Consider the following 16,539-nt stretch of genomic DNA (forward strand, 5'->3'; position numbering starts at 1 on the left):
AAGGAGGCTGGGACAAACGTGAAAACTTCTTTTTCAACCATGAATTTGATTCGTTATACAGTAGCTTTTGTTTTTATTGTTTCTGGACTAATGAAATTATTGAATGCCGACTTGGCCAATCATTTTTTGAACATCGGACTCCCTTATCCTGAGTTGTTGCTAAAAATCGTCATCCTGCTGGAAATCGGCTGCGGGGCGTTGATTCTAGCAAGTAAATATGTCAAAAATGCGGTTATCCCTTTAATCGCGATTATAATTGCCGCGATCCTGTTAACCAAACTGCCGCTGCTGACCTCGGGGATCTTGCTGTTTGCCTTTAATGCACGCCTGGACATCGTGATGCTGGTGTTGTTGATTGCTTTATATAAAAGGTATCCTTGAGTTTTGTGCCAGATTGCCTTGGAGCTGTCTGGTTTTTATTTTTGAAAAAAAGTCTTTTAGAGAGATTCTAAGAGTCTTTTTTGAGTATTATCTGTCGTAAAAACGGAGACCCTTGTAAACTGTTTACCAAAATTCGGATCTGCCACTACTTCGGGATTCAGGATGTCATCCCCTTTAGGCTTAACCCCTTCTTCCACCCATTTAACAAGATCGGAGAATCCCTCTACCTCCTCCTGTTTATTAAATCCACAATGCTGAATGTCTCTAATAGCTCTTGGAACGAAGAGGTCAGAGTTGCCCTTCTCCGCTATTCTTTCGCCATAGATTTGCTCCATACTGAATGGAACAAACAGGTCACCAATATTGTGCATAGCAAGTACTGGAATTTTAATATTACCAGTCACCTTTGGTACCCCTGTTAACCCTTGCTGTTTCGATGAAGGATCAGCTGCAACACGAATGACGGACTCATTTAATTCCTTTTCTTCAGGGGATAATGCTGGGTCATTATCCAACTGGTAAACCATGTCAGCTGTATTGACTATATTACCAGGCGCCACACCGTAGCCAGGAGCTGTGGTATGTTGACCAAGCAAGAAACTCTTATAGTTTTCGAAAGCTACGTCAAATAATGGGCGATCCCCGCCAGACATATTCTCGGTAACAGCTTTTAGTTTGTTATATAAAATGTTTTGATTTGAGATTCCATTTTGGAATTCCATTTTTGCCATAATAGTCGGGACTGTCTCCGTTGCATAGGTGGAACTTGCCGGGAATTGTTGCTTTTCTTTTTCGATGCCAACAAGTGCCTGTGCAACAAAATTATAGCTTCCAAAATAATCAAACAGCTCTGTATCACCGGTCACCCTGCACATTGGGAACGCGCCGTCATAGGCCTTCGGATACTGCTCAGCAAGAACAGCGGTAACATGGCCGCCCATGGAATGGCCCGTTATATATACCCTTTTTGGCTTTCCTACTTTACCATTAAAGAAAGTTCCTAACGAGTGAGTGTCTTTAACCCCTTGCGCCACATCATATCCATTCGTGCTATAACTCGAGGCTGCCCAGGCATAGCCGTTTTTGATTAAGTGCTCACGCAAATTCGTTGGATTGCTTACCGTTAACTCCAACCCCTGCCCACGATACCCATGCGCATAAAGAACCAATTCACCGTTCCAATTCTTTGGGTTTCGAAGGGCTCCGAAAGGGTATCATGAGTTCCTCGTTCCATAAACCATCTTTAAAAGGGGGATAAAATTGTGTGTGCGGATTGCGGTGCTGAAGAAGCCGTGGACGCCGCCGTTTTGCGAAGTGTACGGGAGTTGATTATGCTTTTTCCGGAGATAAAGATAACAACAAGTCTGCTTCATGAGTGGTGTGGCGGAATGGTATCTCGAAAGACGATTAGAAGAATTTTATAACAAAACTGTGAATCAATCGGAAATACTAAGTATCGTTATTTTATATTAAAAGAGTAATTTTCCTTTAGGGCTCGGAATCATAATTTAATGTGATGCCGGGCTTTTTTACCGATGACACTCCTCAAACTCCTTCACGGGTAAAATAAACCCTACTTTTTTTATCGATGACACCCCTTCTCGGGTAAATTAATCCCCATTTTATACCGCAGACACCTTCCATTCCACCTTCACGGTCAAATCAACTCTGCAATCTAACATAAGGGTAATAACGAACTCCCTGCCATATAGACTGATATGCTAAACTAGAATAGCTAAGAAGGGAGTGGGCCAAAAATGGATCTAAAGGAAAAGGTAAAAATTCTCCCCACATCTCCCGGCGTTTATCTCATGAAGGATCGCCACCATACGATTATTTATGTCGGGAAAGCCAAAAATCTGAAGAAACGGGTGCAGTCGTACTTTTATCAGTCAAAGGGCCACTCGCCGAAGATTAAAAAGCTGATAAACACAATACACGATATCGATACCATCAACACTGACACTGAATTTGAAGCGTTTATGCTTGAATGTCAATTAATCAAGGAAATAAAGCCGTATTTTAATCGAAAAATGAAAAATCCCAAGTCCTATACCTATATAACGGTAATGATGGATAATGGGATGCGCAGGCTCGCTCTGACAGACACGCCAATAGATGGAACTCTTCATTTCGGTCCATTCGTCAACAAATACACCGTGGAAAAAGCGATTCAAGGCATAAAGGATATCTTTAAAATCAACTGCTGCAAAAGTTCAAACAAAAAAACACCTTGTTTGAACTACGCCATTGGCCTATGCATCGGCGTCTGCCTTGGCGGGCCCGCATTAGATGAATACAACAGAATCATGGATAGAATCATTGCCATTTTCGATGGTACTGATACCAGTATTTTTGAAGAAATAGAACAAAAAATGCAAACTGCCGCCCAACAATATGATTTTAAAACTGCCGCAAAAATTAGAGATAATCTGGAGGTTCTCAACTTCCTTTTATATAAAGAGCGGGTCATTGAGTTTACCGAAGCAAACCAAAATATCGCTGTTATCGAGGACTTGGATGAAACGGCCTTTAAGTTCTTTTTAATCAAAGGGAATAAAGTTCTTTTCTCAAAAAAATACCGCCGCGAACAAGATAATTTTTCAGAAATGGCAGCCCAAATAGCTCATTGTTTCAAACAAAATGAACCACACCTACTAGTTACAAGAGATGACTTGGACGAAGCGCAAATTATATACAGTTATTTAAAAAGCAGCCAATGCCGTTCCATCATCATTCCAGAGGACCAGCTTGGTCAAAGCAACGTGATTAACGGATTACTTTAAATGCCCCGTCCAAGAGCCCTTTTGTGTGAAATATTTGAATTTACCTACTATTTTAAAATAACTTTCTTTTCCCCAAAGCAATACCAAAAACACGATAACATCAAGGATTCTCCATTACTGCGAATTGGTTTCCAGTAAAAAATTTTTGACGATTCTAAACAATAAAAGTATTATAGAATAATAAAAGGGAGGTAACTTTATGGCAAATTTGGATAAGCAGACAATTGTGGACAGTGTACCTCAGAAGGGATTTTTCGGACATCCAAAAGGTCTATCCACACTGTTCTTTACTGAATTCTGGGAGCGTTTCTCTTATTATGGGATGAGAGCAATCCTTGTATTCTATATGTATTATGAGGTATCCAAGGGTGGCCTTGGCATGGATAAGACCCTTGCCCTTTCAATCATGTCGATTTACGGATCACTCGTTTACATGTCCGGAATTATCGGCGGCTGGCTGGCAGACCGGGTTTTCGGTACTTCAAAGGCTGTATTCTATGGCGGTATTTTAATCATGCTTGGCCATATTGCCCTGGCGATTCCTGGCACAGTTACTTTGTTCTTCATTTCAATGGTATTAATCGTCCTTGGGACTGGACTCCTGAAACCAAACGTTTCCACCGTTGTCGGTGATTTGTACGCTGATAACGATAATCGTCGTGATGCCGGTTTTAGTATTTTTTACATGGGGATTAACCTTGGTGGCTTCCTTTCGCCATTAATCGTGGGAAAGCTTATGTACACCAGCTTCCATTTAGGCTTTGGTGTAGCTGCAGTCGGAATGTTCGTCGGATTAATCGTGTTTGTTTTAACCAAGAAAAAAAATCTTGGTCTTGCGGGTACGACAGTTGCCAATCCGCTCTCACCGTCTGAAAAGAAAAAAGTATTTACGTATATTGGTGTAGCTGTAATCGTCTTGGCGATTCTTGTCACCATCGCTGTTTTAACCGGTTACCTAACATTTGGAACTTTTGTCAACTTGATCGGTATTCTTGGTATCTTGATTCCAACTTTATATTTTGTCGTGATGTATCGCAGCAAGAAAACAACATCCGTGGAACGGTCTCGTTTAATTGCTTATATTCCACTGTTCATCGCCTCTGTTATGTTCTGGGCGATTCAAGAGCAGGGCTCAACGATTCTTGCTAGCTATGCCGATACACGGACACAATTAAATTTTGCAGGAATCAAGATTTCTCCAGCGTGGTTCCAATCACTTAACCCATTATTCATCATCGCGTTAGCGCCAGTTTTTGCATGGCTTTGGATGAAGCTTGGGAAAAATGAACCGACCATTCCGCAAAAGTTTTCATTAGCATTATTGTTCGCTGGATTATCTTTTATCGTTATTCTGCTCCCTGCATACTTTGGCGGAACAGATTCATTAGTTAACCCATTATGGTTAGTGCTAAGCTATTTAATTGTTGTGCTTGGGGAATTGTGCTTATCACCAGTCGGACTATCTGCTACAACGAAGCTTGCTCCAGCTGCCTTTTCAGCACAAACCATGAGCTTATGGTTCTTATCAAGTGCAGCCGCTCAAGCGATTAACGCACAGATTGTTAAATTCTATACTCCTGAAACCGAAATGGCTTACTTCGGCATTATCGGCGGTGCATCCTTAGTACTAGGAGTAATCCTATTAATGCTTGCACCAAAGATTCAGGGCTACATGAAAGGCATTCGCTAAAATTTTTCCGAAAAAAGAGGCTGGTTCACAGCCTCTTTTATTTTTCTCGAAAAAGATATTCTGATATAGTAAATGTTGGATGCAATACAGATGTATTCCAATGCGGCTAAGGTAAATCCCCATTCTTCTAAGTCTTCCCTTAATTTCACACCTATTATGAATCTTTTCAATCTTGGTTCTTCTCGATATTTTATTGACGATTTAATAATTTTTAAATTAAGATAATTATACTAAAATATAAATCTCCAACGAGGAGGAAAGAATATGGATGCAACACTGAAGACAAACCAATCCAAAAAGCACCCCCCTGGGTTGTACCTGTTATTTATGACAGAAATGTGGGAACGTTTCAGCTACTATGGAATGAGGGCGATCCTCGTTCTCTATCTAACAAAATCATTGATTAGCGGCGGATTGGGCATGAAGGAAAGCACGGCCCTGATGCTATATGGATTTTTTACCGGGGCAGTTTACTTTACACCATTAATCGGCGGTTATCTGTCTGACAGATATTTGGGTCAAAGACTTGCGATCACCATCGGCGGTATTACAATGGCCCTCGGGAACATCGTCCTGTTTTCTAATCAAAGCTTTACGGCCGTCTATATCGGCCTCGGATTGCTGATTATCGGGAATGGATTCTTTAAACCAAATATTTCAACGATTGTCGGTGAGCTTTATGGTGCAAAAGACAAACGCCGCGATGCTGCATTTACCATCTTCTATATGGGGATTAACACCGGAGCATTCTTTGCCCCGTTAGTAATCGGTGCAATTACGGATAAATGGTTTGCTGTAACGACAAACGGTGTGATCCAGTATGGTTATAAATACGGATTCCTTGCATCCGCTATTGGTATGATCATTGGACAAATTTTATTTAACGTACTTGGCAATCGTTTCTTAGGGGATATTGGCAAAAAACCAGTTGGAAAACCACAGGTTACTGGAACCGGTGCGACACAGAACCACACACTTTCCAAAGTTGAAAAAAATAGAACCACAGTTATCTTTATCTTGGCAGCGTTTGTCGTCTTCTTCTGGGCAGGATTTGAACAAGCCGGCGGCGCATTAAGCATTTATACAGACAAATTCGTTGACCGTACCCTGTTTGGCTGGGAAATCCCAACCTCTTGGTTCCAAGCGGTTAACCCGTTATTTATCATCTTGTTGGCACCTATTGTTTCCATGCTTTGGGTGAAACTTTCAAATACAAAGCGAGGGGACCTTCCAGTTCCGACAAAAATGGCGATTGGGATGATGCTATTAGGTACAGGTTTTATCGTCTTATTATTTGCCATCATGCAAACGGGCAGCGATGAAAATAATATTGTCACAAAAGCAAATGTCATGTTTATCATTTTCACCTATCTGCTCCATACGATTGGTGAGCTGTTCTTATCACCGGTTGGACTTTCATTTGTCAGCAAATATGCACCAGTAAAATTCGCTTCTTTATTAATGGCAGTTTGGATGGCAAGCTCCTTTGTAGCGAATATCCTTGCCGGACAATTAGGTGCGTTTACTTCAAGCATGGGCTACTTTGAAGTATTTTCCGTGATTGGTATTGCCGTTATCGTCCTCGGATTAGTACTGCTCGCACTTTCCAAGAAGCTTGTGAAAATGCTTGGTGATGACGAAGAGAATAAAGTGGAAGAACGCTTGGCTAAAGCAAACTAAGAATGACAAAAGGCGCTCTGAAGTGCCTATCCTTTTAAAAAAGGTGCTGTCTCCCGGGAGATAGGCACCTTTTTCCTTATTTAAACTTGCCGTTCAACAAATGCTTGACAGCATAGACCGGATGATAAAGCATCATCCACGGCCCCGAGTAGCGCATGACATCCTTCATTTTCTCACGGTATTTTGATTTGTAGCAGTGGACTTTACAGTTGGAACAGGCTGTTTTACCCTCGCCAAAGCGACAGAACGTTAGTCTCATATGGGCATAGTGTTTTAAGTCCTGGCAGTCCTTGCATAACCCATTTGAACGGATCCCATTTACATGCTTATGGTTTTTCTGGCAAAAAATCCCTATCATCTCTTTGACAATTTCTTTTTCCTTTTGAATATTTGGACCTGTGTTTGGTTCAATTAAGCGAGCACCCATGATGTAAAACCCCCTTCCGATTCTCCAGCCTATCTTAACGATAGCATGAAAAACTTCATAATAATGGAAGAGATTTTACAATTCCCGCACATTTTTAGAGTATTAACTCCGCGGCAGCATGCTTATAATTTTCTCACAAATTTCATGGGTTTCAAGGGCATCGAGTGCCGTTATTTGCGGTTTGGAATTGGTTCTGACCGCTCCAATAAAGTCTGCGACCATTTGTTGAAATCCGCGTTTCACCAAGGTTGGTGCCCAGTCACTTCCCCGGGCTGCAATCGTGTCCATCCCTTTGGAAATGACTAGTTCCGAGACATTGTGGACGGTGCGTTTCTCAAGCGGCCCCATGACTTGGGCGATTTCTTCAGTTGTCCCATTATCCCGGTTCATGATGCCGATGGCCGTCTCACCGGTCTTTGCAACAAATTGAATAACGACATGATACAGCAAACCGTTCTCCATTCTAGCATTTACAAGGAGATTGTCCACCGGATGCGGAAACAAATATCGCATCGTGTCGACCACATGGATGAAGTCATCGAAAATAAACGTTCTTGGCTCGCCTGGGAGATTATGGCGGTTTTTCTGAACTAAAACAAGATTGGGGTCCGCCACCTCTTTCAATTGGTTATAGGATGGTGCATATCGGCGATTAAACCCAGCCATCAGGATAAGGCCTTTTCCTTCCGCCAATTGGACCAGCGTCTTCGCCCCTTCATAATGGTCAGTGATCGGCTTGTCAACAAACACGTGAATGTTATGATTCAACAGAAGCTCAACAATGTCCTCGTGGGAGGCGGTGGAAGAATGGACAAAGGCTGCGGTGATACCGCTGTTAATTAACGCATCAAGAGTTGAATGGATATGCTCAAACCGATATTGATCCGCAATTCCCCTCAGTTTCTCCTGATTTCTTGTATAAAAATGAAATTCCACATCTTTGATGGCGCTATAGACCGGCAAGTACGCCTTTTGGGCAATATCGCCGAGTCCGATTACTCCAAATTTTTTCACAGTGATCTCCTCTTTCTTATGTTCAAGTTTTGTTAACCATTATGAAATACTTCGGGATTGTTGATACCGTGTGTCAAGCAGGTCTCCAGTATATTCAGGTTTACTTGTTCGCTTTTATAAGTAATTGTTTGATAGTTTGGCAGAAAGGTGTTTACATTTGAAATTCGGTTCTATTATAGCATGTTTTTCCATTAGAAACGGAAAGAGCAGCCTATAGACATTTGGCTGCTCCGTTAAAACATGCTCAACTTATAATGTTTCGATAAAAGCTCCAACAGCTTGATGCCAGCAATGCTGTTGCCTTTTTCGTCTAGCGCAGGGCCGAAAATGCCGATGCCGGCTTTCCCCGGGACCGCTCCCATAATCCCTCCGGATACACCGCTTTTTGCCGGAATGCCGACTTTAATGGCGAATTCACCGGATGCATTATACATCCCGCAAGTCACCATAAACGTTTTGCAAATTCTGGCCACATCCACCGGCATGATTTGCTTACCGCTTTCTGGGTCCATGCCGTTCAACGCAAACACAAGGCCAATCCGCGCCAGCCCGAGACAGTCCATTTCAATCGCACACTGCTTGGTGTATAAATCCAACAGGTGCTCCACGTCTTCTTCAATGATTTGATGCTGCTTTAAAAAATAACATAAGGACCTGTTTAAATTGGCTGTTTCCAATTCGGAACGGGCCACTTCTTCACTAAAACTAATCGCCGAGTCACCCGCTAATCCTCGGACAAAATCCACCAGCCTTCCAAAGCGCTCATCGACCGTTCCCCCTTTTATTAAATGGGTTACTACCAACGCACCGGCATTAATCATTGGATTCAGCGGTTTCGCGGGGGCCATGGTTTCCAATTTTGCAATTGAATTGAATGGGTCGCCGGTAGGCTCCATCCCTACTCGCTTAAAAACTTCGTCCCGGCCGCGGTCCATTAAAACCAATGCCAGGGCAATAACTTTGGAAATGCTTTGCAGGGTAATTTTGACCTCAATATCACCTGCAGAAAAACACTTTCCATTTGGATAGTGCACGGCAATCGATAAATCGTCCGGATCCGCCTTTCCTAGGGCAGGTATGTAATTGGCGACCTTTCCGTGTTTTGTTACTGTTCTTGCTTCATCGACAAACACTTTTAATTCATCATTTGATTGGCATCCCATTTTCATCACCCGTAGTAGTATGAGCCATTTTTGGAAAAAAACACACAGGGATAAGCTTAAAAAGAGTCCTACCAAATCAGAAGGACTCTTTTAACAGTTCTTTCACTCCATCTATGATATCTAAGGGCATAACCCCGTAGTTTGACAATGTTTTGGCTTTTTCTTCACCTGCCCGGGCATGCAAGTAGCTTGCCGAGATGGCTGCATTCATCGGTGAGGAGCCTTGAGCAAGGAAGGAGGCGATTAGCCCGGTCAGAACATCGCCGCTGCCGCCTTTGCCTAGTGCATCATGGCCGTACGGATTTATATAAACCTCACCGTCCGGCCCTGCAATCACGGTGCGATGACCTTTTAACACCAAGTAGATATTGTTTTCCTTTGCAAAGGTTGCGGCAATTCCCAATCGGTCCGCTTCTATATCACTAACTGTTTTATTCACCAATCTGGACATTTCACCAGGGTGTGGAGTTAGTATTACTTGGCCATTATACCCCTTTAGTAAACCCAGGTCATTTCGAATCAAATAAAGGGCATCAGCATCGATGATAAGTGCTTGACCAGTCAAAGCGTACAGCAATTGTTTGAGCCACTTTTCACCGCCCGGGAACCTGCCAAGCCCCGGCCCAACCGCCACACAATCAAATTGCGGGAGTGCAGATGAAATTTGAACGATCGCCCTTGCGGCAATATGACCATTTTCTTCTGGCAATGGCAAAAACAACGCCTCTGAACATTGGGCCGCTGCCATTGGATATATCCCTTCAGGCACTGCCAATGTCACCAATCCTGCACCGGAATGGAGCGCTGCTTTTGCTGAATAGATAGGAGCCCCAACATAAGGCCGGGAACCGCCAACGACTAGTACATGGCCGAACGTTCCTTTATGACCAGTGGCGGGCCTTTTAGGAATAGAATTTTTCACAGCATCCTCGGTAATCAATTGCGGCAGGTTAAGCCCCAAGTTTGCCGCTACGGCTGGAGGCACAGATATATCGACTGCCTTCCACTCTCCGATATAGCTGGGACCCTGGTTGAAAAAGAACCCCTTTTTCGGAAAAACAAAGGTGATCGTTTTGTCCGCTTTTATGGCGACTCCATCGACATTCCCCGTATCGCTGCTGACACCAGAAGGGATGTCGACTGAAAGGATGAGTTTATTGCCTTTGTATTCGTTGACGAGCGAAATCACTCGGCTGAGTGGTTCCCGCACTGGTCCGTTTACCCCAGTCCCCAAAAGGGCATCAACAATAACATCTGCCCATTCCAGTCTTGGATTTACTTCTTTCATTGAGAGTTCATGTAAATAAAAGATGGGCAGCTTCCGATTTATGTAAACATCGTAATGGATCTTTGCATCCCCACTGATACGCGTTGGGTCCGCCAGCAAAAGGATCTGTGCCTCCACCCCTAAGTCAATCAGCCTGCGGGCAATAACAAAGCCATCACCGCCATTATTTCCCCCTCCTGCAAGCACCAGAACCCTCGGCGTTTGGTTTGAGAAACTAGCGAGAATTTCCTCTACCACCCGCGCCCCCGCATTTTCCATCAACACAATTCCCGGAAGGCCCAGCTTTTCCATCGTATACCTGTCCATCATCTGCATATCCCTCTGCCCAGCAACCAGCACCGCCAATTCCCCCACAACCTTTTTTCTTTATTATATCTGAAAATATCAGCTGGCAGCATATGAAGGGGGGACAAATAAAGATGATGTTGATTGTCCACCCTACGTGCACAAATGTCCACGGCTGGTGCCTGACACCAAAAATGACAACAAAAAAATGGCACCAAAAAAAGGGCGGACATATACCACCCCTTATTTCTCTATGATTGATTCGAGTGATTCTTTCTTAAAGACAACATCATTCAATGCCAGCTGCAGTGTTCCTTTAAAGACAGCTCTTTTGAGTAATTGATTTCCCTGGGCAATCAGTTTTTTGACTATTTCTGCACGCATCCCCGTCAGGATTGTGGTGCAGCCCATCATCGTTAAACCATCAATGATCTGTATGAAGTTATCTGCGCCCACTTGTCCCATTGAGGCAACACCGGAAAGGTCAATGATTAATGTTTGAATCTGCCGGTTCTCAATTTCGGCAAACACCTTATCTTGGATTGTTTTAATTCGGATTTCGTCAATCGCTCCAATCAGCGGCAAAATGCAAATATCTGAATTAATTGGAATAATGGGAACAGACAGGTTTTCAACAAGCAGTCTTTGCTTATCGAGCTCCTCGTCCTTATATTTGGTGTAGTTGATAAAGAAATAGGTAAGAAATTGGTCAATTAATTCATTGATACTTTTTTCCATAGAGTAAAAGGCAACACGGTCGATTTCCACGTTTTTTAATTTGTAAAAGTTATATAAGAAATCCCATAGCGTCCTTCTAATAGCCTGAATCCATTCCAGTTTGAAGGCAAGAGTCAATGAATGGCGTGCCCAGGCCCGTCCCTCCTGCTTCGCAAACGAGATTAATTCATGTTCCCTGCCCTCAACTACATACAATACAAGCCTATGGGCATTGTTTAATAGATTAATACTTCCAATATTATGTATCTCTTCGATTTTGTCTCTTACATTGGTCGCCTCAGTTAGCAATCGGTCTTCAAATAATTTTTGATTTTCCAGGAAAAATTCTTTAATTGTATAGGTTTCCTCATATAGGACATTCAAGTTTCTCACTCCACGGTGTGATTTATTGTGGTGCCGTGGTACTCTAATTGTAAACTTCGTTCCTTGATTTTCCCTGCTATCAATAGTAATATTTCCTCCGTGCTGGTAAATGACCGAAAAAACTTGAGCAAGCCCCATTCCTGTCCCCTCATCCTTTGTCGTAAAAAAAGGCGTGCCCAAAAGTGATAGTTTTTCCTCTGGTATCCCCATTCCAGTATCCTTGATTGTTACCATTACCTCTTGGCCGACCACACAATGTGTCAGTGTTAGCGTTCCCACACCATTCATGGCCTCTATGGCATTTTTAATCAAATTAAAGAAAGCTTTTTTAAACTGAGTTTTTCTGCCGTAGATGGCCGAATCTGTATCCTTGAAGTCAGTTATTACCTTTATTTCATACATTTTATCTTGAAATAGATTAATGATTGATTCCAGTTCTACTGATAAATAAATACTCTGAAATTCTTCATCCTCCAAATCAGGTTTGGATACTTGGAGAAGATTGTTAAGTGTCTTCAAAGCATTGTCGAGCTCCGAATGCGCAATCTCGACGTATTCCTGTTTTTGATCTTGTTGAAGAAGCTGCAAAAAACCTTTTACTGCTGTCAATGGATTTCTAACTTCGTGGGCAATGCCTGCTGCAATTTGACCGATTGAGGCTAACTGGCTCACATGATGTTGACTACCCAATTCATTGAGGATCCCTTCGCCCGTCTTCATTACTATGAAAAACTCCTTTCCTATATGGAAACTTGCTAAATATCAATATTTCGAATATTTCTACTATCTAAATATATTTTACTAGAAAATCATTCCATGTATATACTAAAAACTATGGATTATTTTTCACTCCATATAGTAACAAAGCATTATCTTTTAACTCCGTTCATAAAAATAGGCCCTTCTAAACAGAAGGACCCACCTATTCCTGTCCGCCCCACACGGACAAATGTCCACGATTGGTGCCTGACACCATTTATAGACACCATTTATTAAAAATATTGCTTCTCCGCTTTTTTCAATGTCATGGTCCAATTGACGCCGGACCTGATATGGTAGGCACTGGCAAAGGACCCTTGGTTGATGGCGATGCCGAGATTGTCTAATGAGTTGACATAAACGAGCGGTTCGCCTACCATGCTGTCGGCAAATGAGCGGCCAAATGTCATAATGTTTTCATACACCTGACGCGTGCCGTTGCCAATGGTTACTTTCAGGCTGTCTCCATATTGGATGTCGGCATCTTTTAGAAGGTTACGATGAATATTAGTCCATAAATTTCCAAACCGAACATCTAGGACTTCAATAATTCCAATGATTGTTTTATCTTGAATATAAGCATGGGGCAGCGGCAGATCGATCACTGACTGCGCCTCAACCTGAGGCCCGACTTCCTCAAACGTTATAACACCCGAGGCAAGACGGGCACCTGTATACGCATAAATGTCCCGGCCATGGAATGTATACGACTCACCGGAGTTCGGCAGACGATTGGCCATTTCATCCAAAATCCGTGCTTCGGCAATCCCGGTAAAATGCTTGATGTGCGTCAATGTGCCATTATCCGGTGTAATAATATATTTTCCCTCGACTGTTTTAACGACAATACTGCGCCGCTCGGAGCCAACACCAGGGTCGACGACTGACACAAATACGGTCCCGCTCGGCCAATAGGCGATCGTCTGCAAGAGCCGGTAGGATGCCTCCCAAATGCTATATGGAGGAATATCATGGGTTAAATCAAATATCCGGATGGAGCGGTTAACTGAATAGGCAACCCCATACATCGCGCTTACCGCCCCATCACTAATGCCAAAGTCCGATTGCAATACTAACGCCTCACTCATCCTATTCCTCCTTTTATAAAAATTTATCAAAAAACATAAAGCCATTATTTTTTCTAACCGCTTCATTTTTGGGAGATTCAATATTCTGAAAAAAAGTTAACAATATCATACAAGAAAGCTTAGCGGGTTTCAATCACAACATAACGATTTTCTCTTATTACTCGAGTTCCGATTTGTTTACAAACGGGACAAAATCAATCATTTCATCGCCATCTGAATAGGATTGTCCGTTCACTGAGTTGCCGGGGAAGGTTTCCTCATTTTCACCGTTTAAAGGTAACCAGCCGAAAAATAAGTCTCTTGCCGGGAACAGGGGTTGGAACCATAAATCTTGCCGGCTTGCTGCCTCGATTTTTCCAAGAGAACCAACGACTGCAACCCATTCCTTAGGCAGTCCCATAACTCCATACGATTTATTATCCAGAGAAACAGCCTGCTCAAGCTGGATTTTTGGAAAATAAAAGTGTTCCCCACCTTGAAATAGGTAGTTCCGATTCTTCAACAAATAAAATTTCACAGTACTTACCCCATCATCAGGATGGATATTCCAAACGAAGTGATAGCTGGAAGCATCTTTCCTGTTAATCTTCCAGAGCCGCGGCTCGCCGTTATCATCAATATAAACAGACTTCCATTTATGTTTGGTCCAGACCCAATAGCTGATGCCATAGCGGTTCTCCTTGGTTATAAACGGAACTACTTTATGTTGCTCATCAATAGTAACCGTGTCCTGTATCGTTTCGGCAGCGGCTTCGGGAAATATTTCATTCATTTGTTTCATCAACTGCTCATTTGTCGGAAACTTCGCAGGTTTTGAAAAATAAAACCAATATGCCATTGCCCCCGACAGGACGACAATAACAGCCAAAACCGCAAGCATGATTTTTTTCCTCATCCTAGTTTCCCTCCCTTAAGAGGGACTCGTCTAAGCGAAAATAATATTGCCGGTTTGGCGTTTGAATTAACAGTCCCTTGCCATCTTGTTCAACATAGATGATGGCTGATAGATTGCTGCCAAACTTCGGCTTTGCGCCAATCAACTGATAGGGGAACCGCTCACTAGTATCTGACAACTCATACCAATCGGTGCTTCTGACTGGCTTCTCCTTCCCTTTAAGCAGGAGCTTTGGTGCGTTTTCTTTATCAAAGCTGAGATTTTTTGCCGCAGGATGGGTGTCAATAATGGCTGCGTGCTCTACGTTTGCCAAATAGGTTAAGAGCTGATTTTGGGGAAATACGGCCTGATTACCCACGATTGCCAGCAACCCCGCAGCCAAAAAGATAAAGTTCGCAAAAAATCCCAACCAAGCATATTTCCGATAAGACTGCCACTGTGGAAGTCTTCCTCTTAGTAAAAATAATATCCAGACACCGAGCGGCAAAATCGAGATTCTGATCACTTGGTCAAATAACGGCCAATCAATCGAAAACGAAAATAAACCGATATAAATGATAATAATAACCTTCCATATCTTAGGCTTTATTTCTTGTTTTTTATAAATCTGCCAAGCAATGATTCCAACCGCTGTCCAACCGATCACATCAAAAATAATTCCGATGATACTCCGCATCCATACCACTCCTTATAATGTAACAATAATGGATGCTGTCATTTTTGACCATTCAAATTTCCAGTTTTTTCACGAGACGAATATGTTTTTACTTGTTTTTGTAAAAACTATTGGATAAGAATATTTCTCCTGAGGTGAATCATCAATGGCCAAAGCCAATGCACAGCCAAAAAAAAGACCCCAACCGGAGTCCTTCATTTTTCGTCGTTTAATTCATCGATAAGCTGCTTCGTTCTCTTGGCATTTCCTTCGGCAAAATTTTCGAGCCGCTGCTTCAGTTCATCATCATCATGGATCCGTTCGGCAGTGATCAAATATGTCCTCATTAAGTCTTCTTCTATTTCAATTGAATTTTTAAGGATATCTTGAAGCTGCTCCTTCTCCTCGCTATTATTGCCCTTAAATATATTCATCTCAGCTACGCACCCCTTTTTTATCATTAGAATTCTCCAATGTATGATGGGTTATCCGTTAATGCGAAAACCTCTCTCTCCTTTTTCGAATCGCATGAATAATAAAGGTAGCAACAAAGGCAAACACCAATACTGCAATAAATACTTCATTTGGAATATGGATATCGATCAGGGTCAGTCCCATTTTCACCGCAATAAAAGTAATCAATACGTAAGCCGTTGTTTCAAGCTCTGGCACCCGGTTCATCAAACTGATAAAAAATGTAGCGATGCCCCGCATCATCAGGATTCCGATCATGCCGCCGAGCAGGATGACCCAAACTTCGTCAGAAACGGCCAGGGCGGTTAAGATACTATCAACGGAGAACGCCAAATCCATTAGCTCCACACTGATAACGGTTGCCCAAAAGAACCCAAACGTCTTCGTCAGCCAACCCTTTGGCGCTTGAATGGTTTCCTCGTCTCCTCCCTCTTTGCGGCCATATTTATCAATGAAGAATTTGATGGCAAGCCAGAGCAAATATAGAGCCCCAATTAATTTAATAAACCATAGTTTGATCAAAAAAGTACCCAAGCCAATAAAGATAAATCGGAATAAATAGGCGCCCCATAAACCATAAACGAGGGCTTTCTTTTGCTGTTCCTTTGGCAGAGGCTTAACAAATGCCGACAGTACGAGCGCATTGTCTGCAGATAAAATACATTCCAGTACTGCCAATGATAGAATTAATCCCCATGCTTTTGGCGAGGTAAGAACGTCTGCCCACATATGCCAGTCCAGCATCGAGGCATAGGTGGCTAAAATATCTTCCCACATGTTCATTTCTCCTTTGCTATTTACCCAATAGTATATATGCACAGTCTTATTTTACACCTTTAGGCCGATCTAACCA

16 protein-coding genes are annotated in these 16,539 nt (G+C 42.5%); 5 read left to right on the top strand and 11 right to left on the bottom strand.

The annotated features are described in order from the left end of the window. Window positions 1-18 precede the first annotated feature (18 nt). On the top strand, window positions 19-381 hold the full coding sequence (locus M3234_RS07855) for a DoxX family protein (RefSeq protein ID WP_262304189.1): 363 nt from the start codon (window positions 19-21) through the stop codon (window positions 379-381). Window positions 382-437: 56 nt separating this feature from the next. On the opposite strand, the gene M3234_RS07860 is transcribed toward M3234_RS07855, so the two are convergent. After that, complete coding sequence (locus M3234_RS07860) at window positions 438-1,514, bottom strand: alpha/beta hydrolase family protein (protein ID WP_262304190.1); 1,077 nt, start codon at window positions 1,512-1,514, stop codon at window positions 438-440. Between the two features lie 129 nt (window positions 1,515-1,643). Here M3234_RS07860 and M3234_RS07865 point away from each other — a divergent pair, with 129 nt between their 5' ends. The 4 genes from M3234_RS07865 (at window position 1,644) to M3234_RS07880 (ending at window position 6,537) form a co-directional block, all read left to right on the top strand. Then, window positions 1,644-1,805: a hypothetical protein gene (locus M3234_RS07865; protein ID WP_262304191.1), complete on the top strand. Its 162-nt coding sequence runs from the start codon at window positions 1,644-1,646 to the stop codon at window positions 1,803-1,805. A 333-nt stretch (window positions 1,806-2,138) separates the two neighbouring features. Further along, window positions 2,139-3,167 (top strand): GIY-YIG nuclease family protein, encoded by a 1,029-nt coding sequence (locus tag M3234_RS07870; protein ID WP_262304192.1) that lies wholly within the window; start codon window positions 2,139-2,141, stop codon window positions 3,165-3,167. Window positions 3,168-3,366: 199 nt separating this feature from the next. Further along, window positions 3,367-4,857: a peptide MFS transporter gene (locus tag M3234_RS07875; RefSeq protein ID WP_262304193.1), complete on the top strand. Its 1,491-nt coding sequence runs from the start codon at window positions 3,367-3,369 to the stop codon at window positions 4,855-4,857. A 264-nt stretch (window positions 4,858-5,121) separates the two neighbouring features. Continuing rightward, window positions 5,122-6,537 carry a peptide MFS transporter gene (locus M3234_RS07880; protein ID WP_262304194.1) on the top strand — a complete coding sequence of 472 codons (1,416 nt, stop codon included), beginning with the start codon at window positions 5,122-5,124 and terminating at the stop codon, window positions 6,535-6,537. A gap of 76 nt (window positions 6,538-6,613) precedes the next feature. Here the strand turns inward: M3234_RS07880 and M3234_RS07885 are convergent, their stop codons facing one another. The 10 genes from M3234_RS07885 to M3234_RS07930 form a co-directional block, all read right to left on the bottom strand. Then, window positions 6,614-6,964 (bottom strand): nitrous oxide-stimulated promoter family protein, encoded by a 351-nt coding sequence (locus tag M3234_RS07885; RefSeq protein WP_262304195.1) that lies wholly within the window; start codon window positions 6,962-6,964, stop codon window positions 6,614-6,616. A 102-nt stretch (window positions 6,965-7,066) separates the two neighbouring features. Beyond that, window positions 7,067-7,978: a Gfo/Idh/MocA family protein gene (locus tag M3234_RS07890; RefSeq protein ID WP_262304196.1), complete on the bottom strand. Its 912-nt coding sequence runs from the start codon at window positions 7,976-7,978 to the stop codon at window positions 7,067-7,069. A 233-nt stretch (window positions 7,979-8,211) separates the two neighbouring features. Beyond that, window positions 8,212-9,141 carry a glutaminase A gene (gene glsA, locus M3234_RS07895; RefSeq protein ID WP_262304197.1) on the bottom strand — a complete coding sequence of 310 codons (930 nt, stop codon included), beginning with the start codon at window positions 9,139-9,141 and terminating at the stop codon, window positions 8,212-8,214. Between the two features lie 76 nt (window positions 9,142-9,217). Then, complete coding sequence (locus tag M3234_RS07900; protein WP_262304198.1) at window positions 9,218-10,768, bottom strand: NAD(P)H-hydrate dehydratase; 1,551 nt, start codon at window positions 10,766-10,768, stop codon at window positions 9,218-9,220. A gap of 189 nt (window positions 10,769-10,957) precedes the next feature. Next, window positions 10,958-12,535, bottom strand: a complete 1,578-nt coding sequence (locus tag M3234_RS07905; protein ID WP_262304199.1) for an ATP-binding protein — start codon at window positions 12,533-12,535, stop codon at window positions 10,958-10,960. Between the two features lie 272 nt (window positions 12,536-12,807). Beyond that, the gene (locus tag M3234_RS07910) at window positions 12,808-13,662 is read right to left on the bottom strand and encodes an SAM hydrolase/SAM-dependent halogenase family protein (protein WP_262304200.1); all 855 of its coding nucleotides are present in this window, start codon (window positions 13,660-13,662) and stop codon (window positions 12,808-12,810) included. A 157-nt stretch (window positions 13,663-13,819) separates the two neighbouring features. Further along, entirely contained in the window at window positions 13,820-14,557 is a 738-nt protein-coding gene (locus tag M3234_RS07915; protein WP_262304201.1) for a hypothetical protein, read from the bottom strand. A gap of 1 nt (window position 14,558) precedes the next feature. Further along, a complete protein-coding gene (locus M3234_RS07920; RefSeq protein WP_262304202.1) occupies window positions 14,559-15,233 on the bottom strand; it encodes a hypothetical protein in 675 nt (224 codons plus the stop codon). Between the two features lie 194 nt (window positions 15,234-15,427). Then, a complete protein-coding gene (locus tag M3234_RS07925) occupies window positions 15,428-15,646 on the bottom strand; it encodes a hypothetical protein (RefSeq protein WP_262304203.1) in 219 nt (72 codons plus the stop codon). Between the two features lie 58 nt (window positions 15,647-15,704). Further along, on the bottom strand, window positions 15,705-16,469 hold the full coding sequence (locus M3234_RS07930; RefSeq protein WP_262304204.1) for a TerC family protein: 765 nt from the start codon (window positions 16,467-16,469) through the stop codon (window positions 15,705-15,707). Between the last annotated feature and the right edge of the window lie 70 nt (window positions 16,470-16,539).

The sequence above is a fragment of the Neobacillus niacini genome, from assembly GCF_023715785.1.
Classification (GTDB): domain Bacteria; phylum Bacillota; class Bacilli; order Bacillales; family Cytobacillaceae; genus Neobacillus; species Neobacillus niacini_E.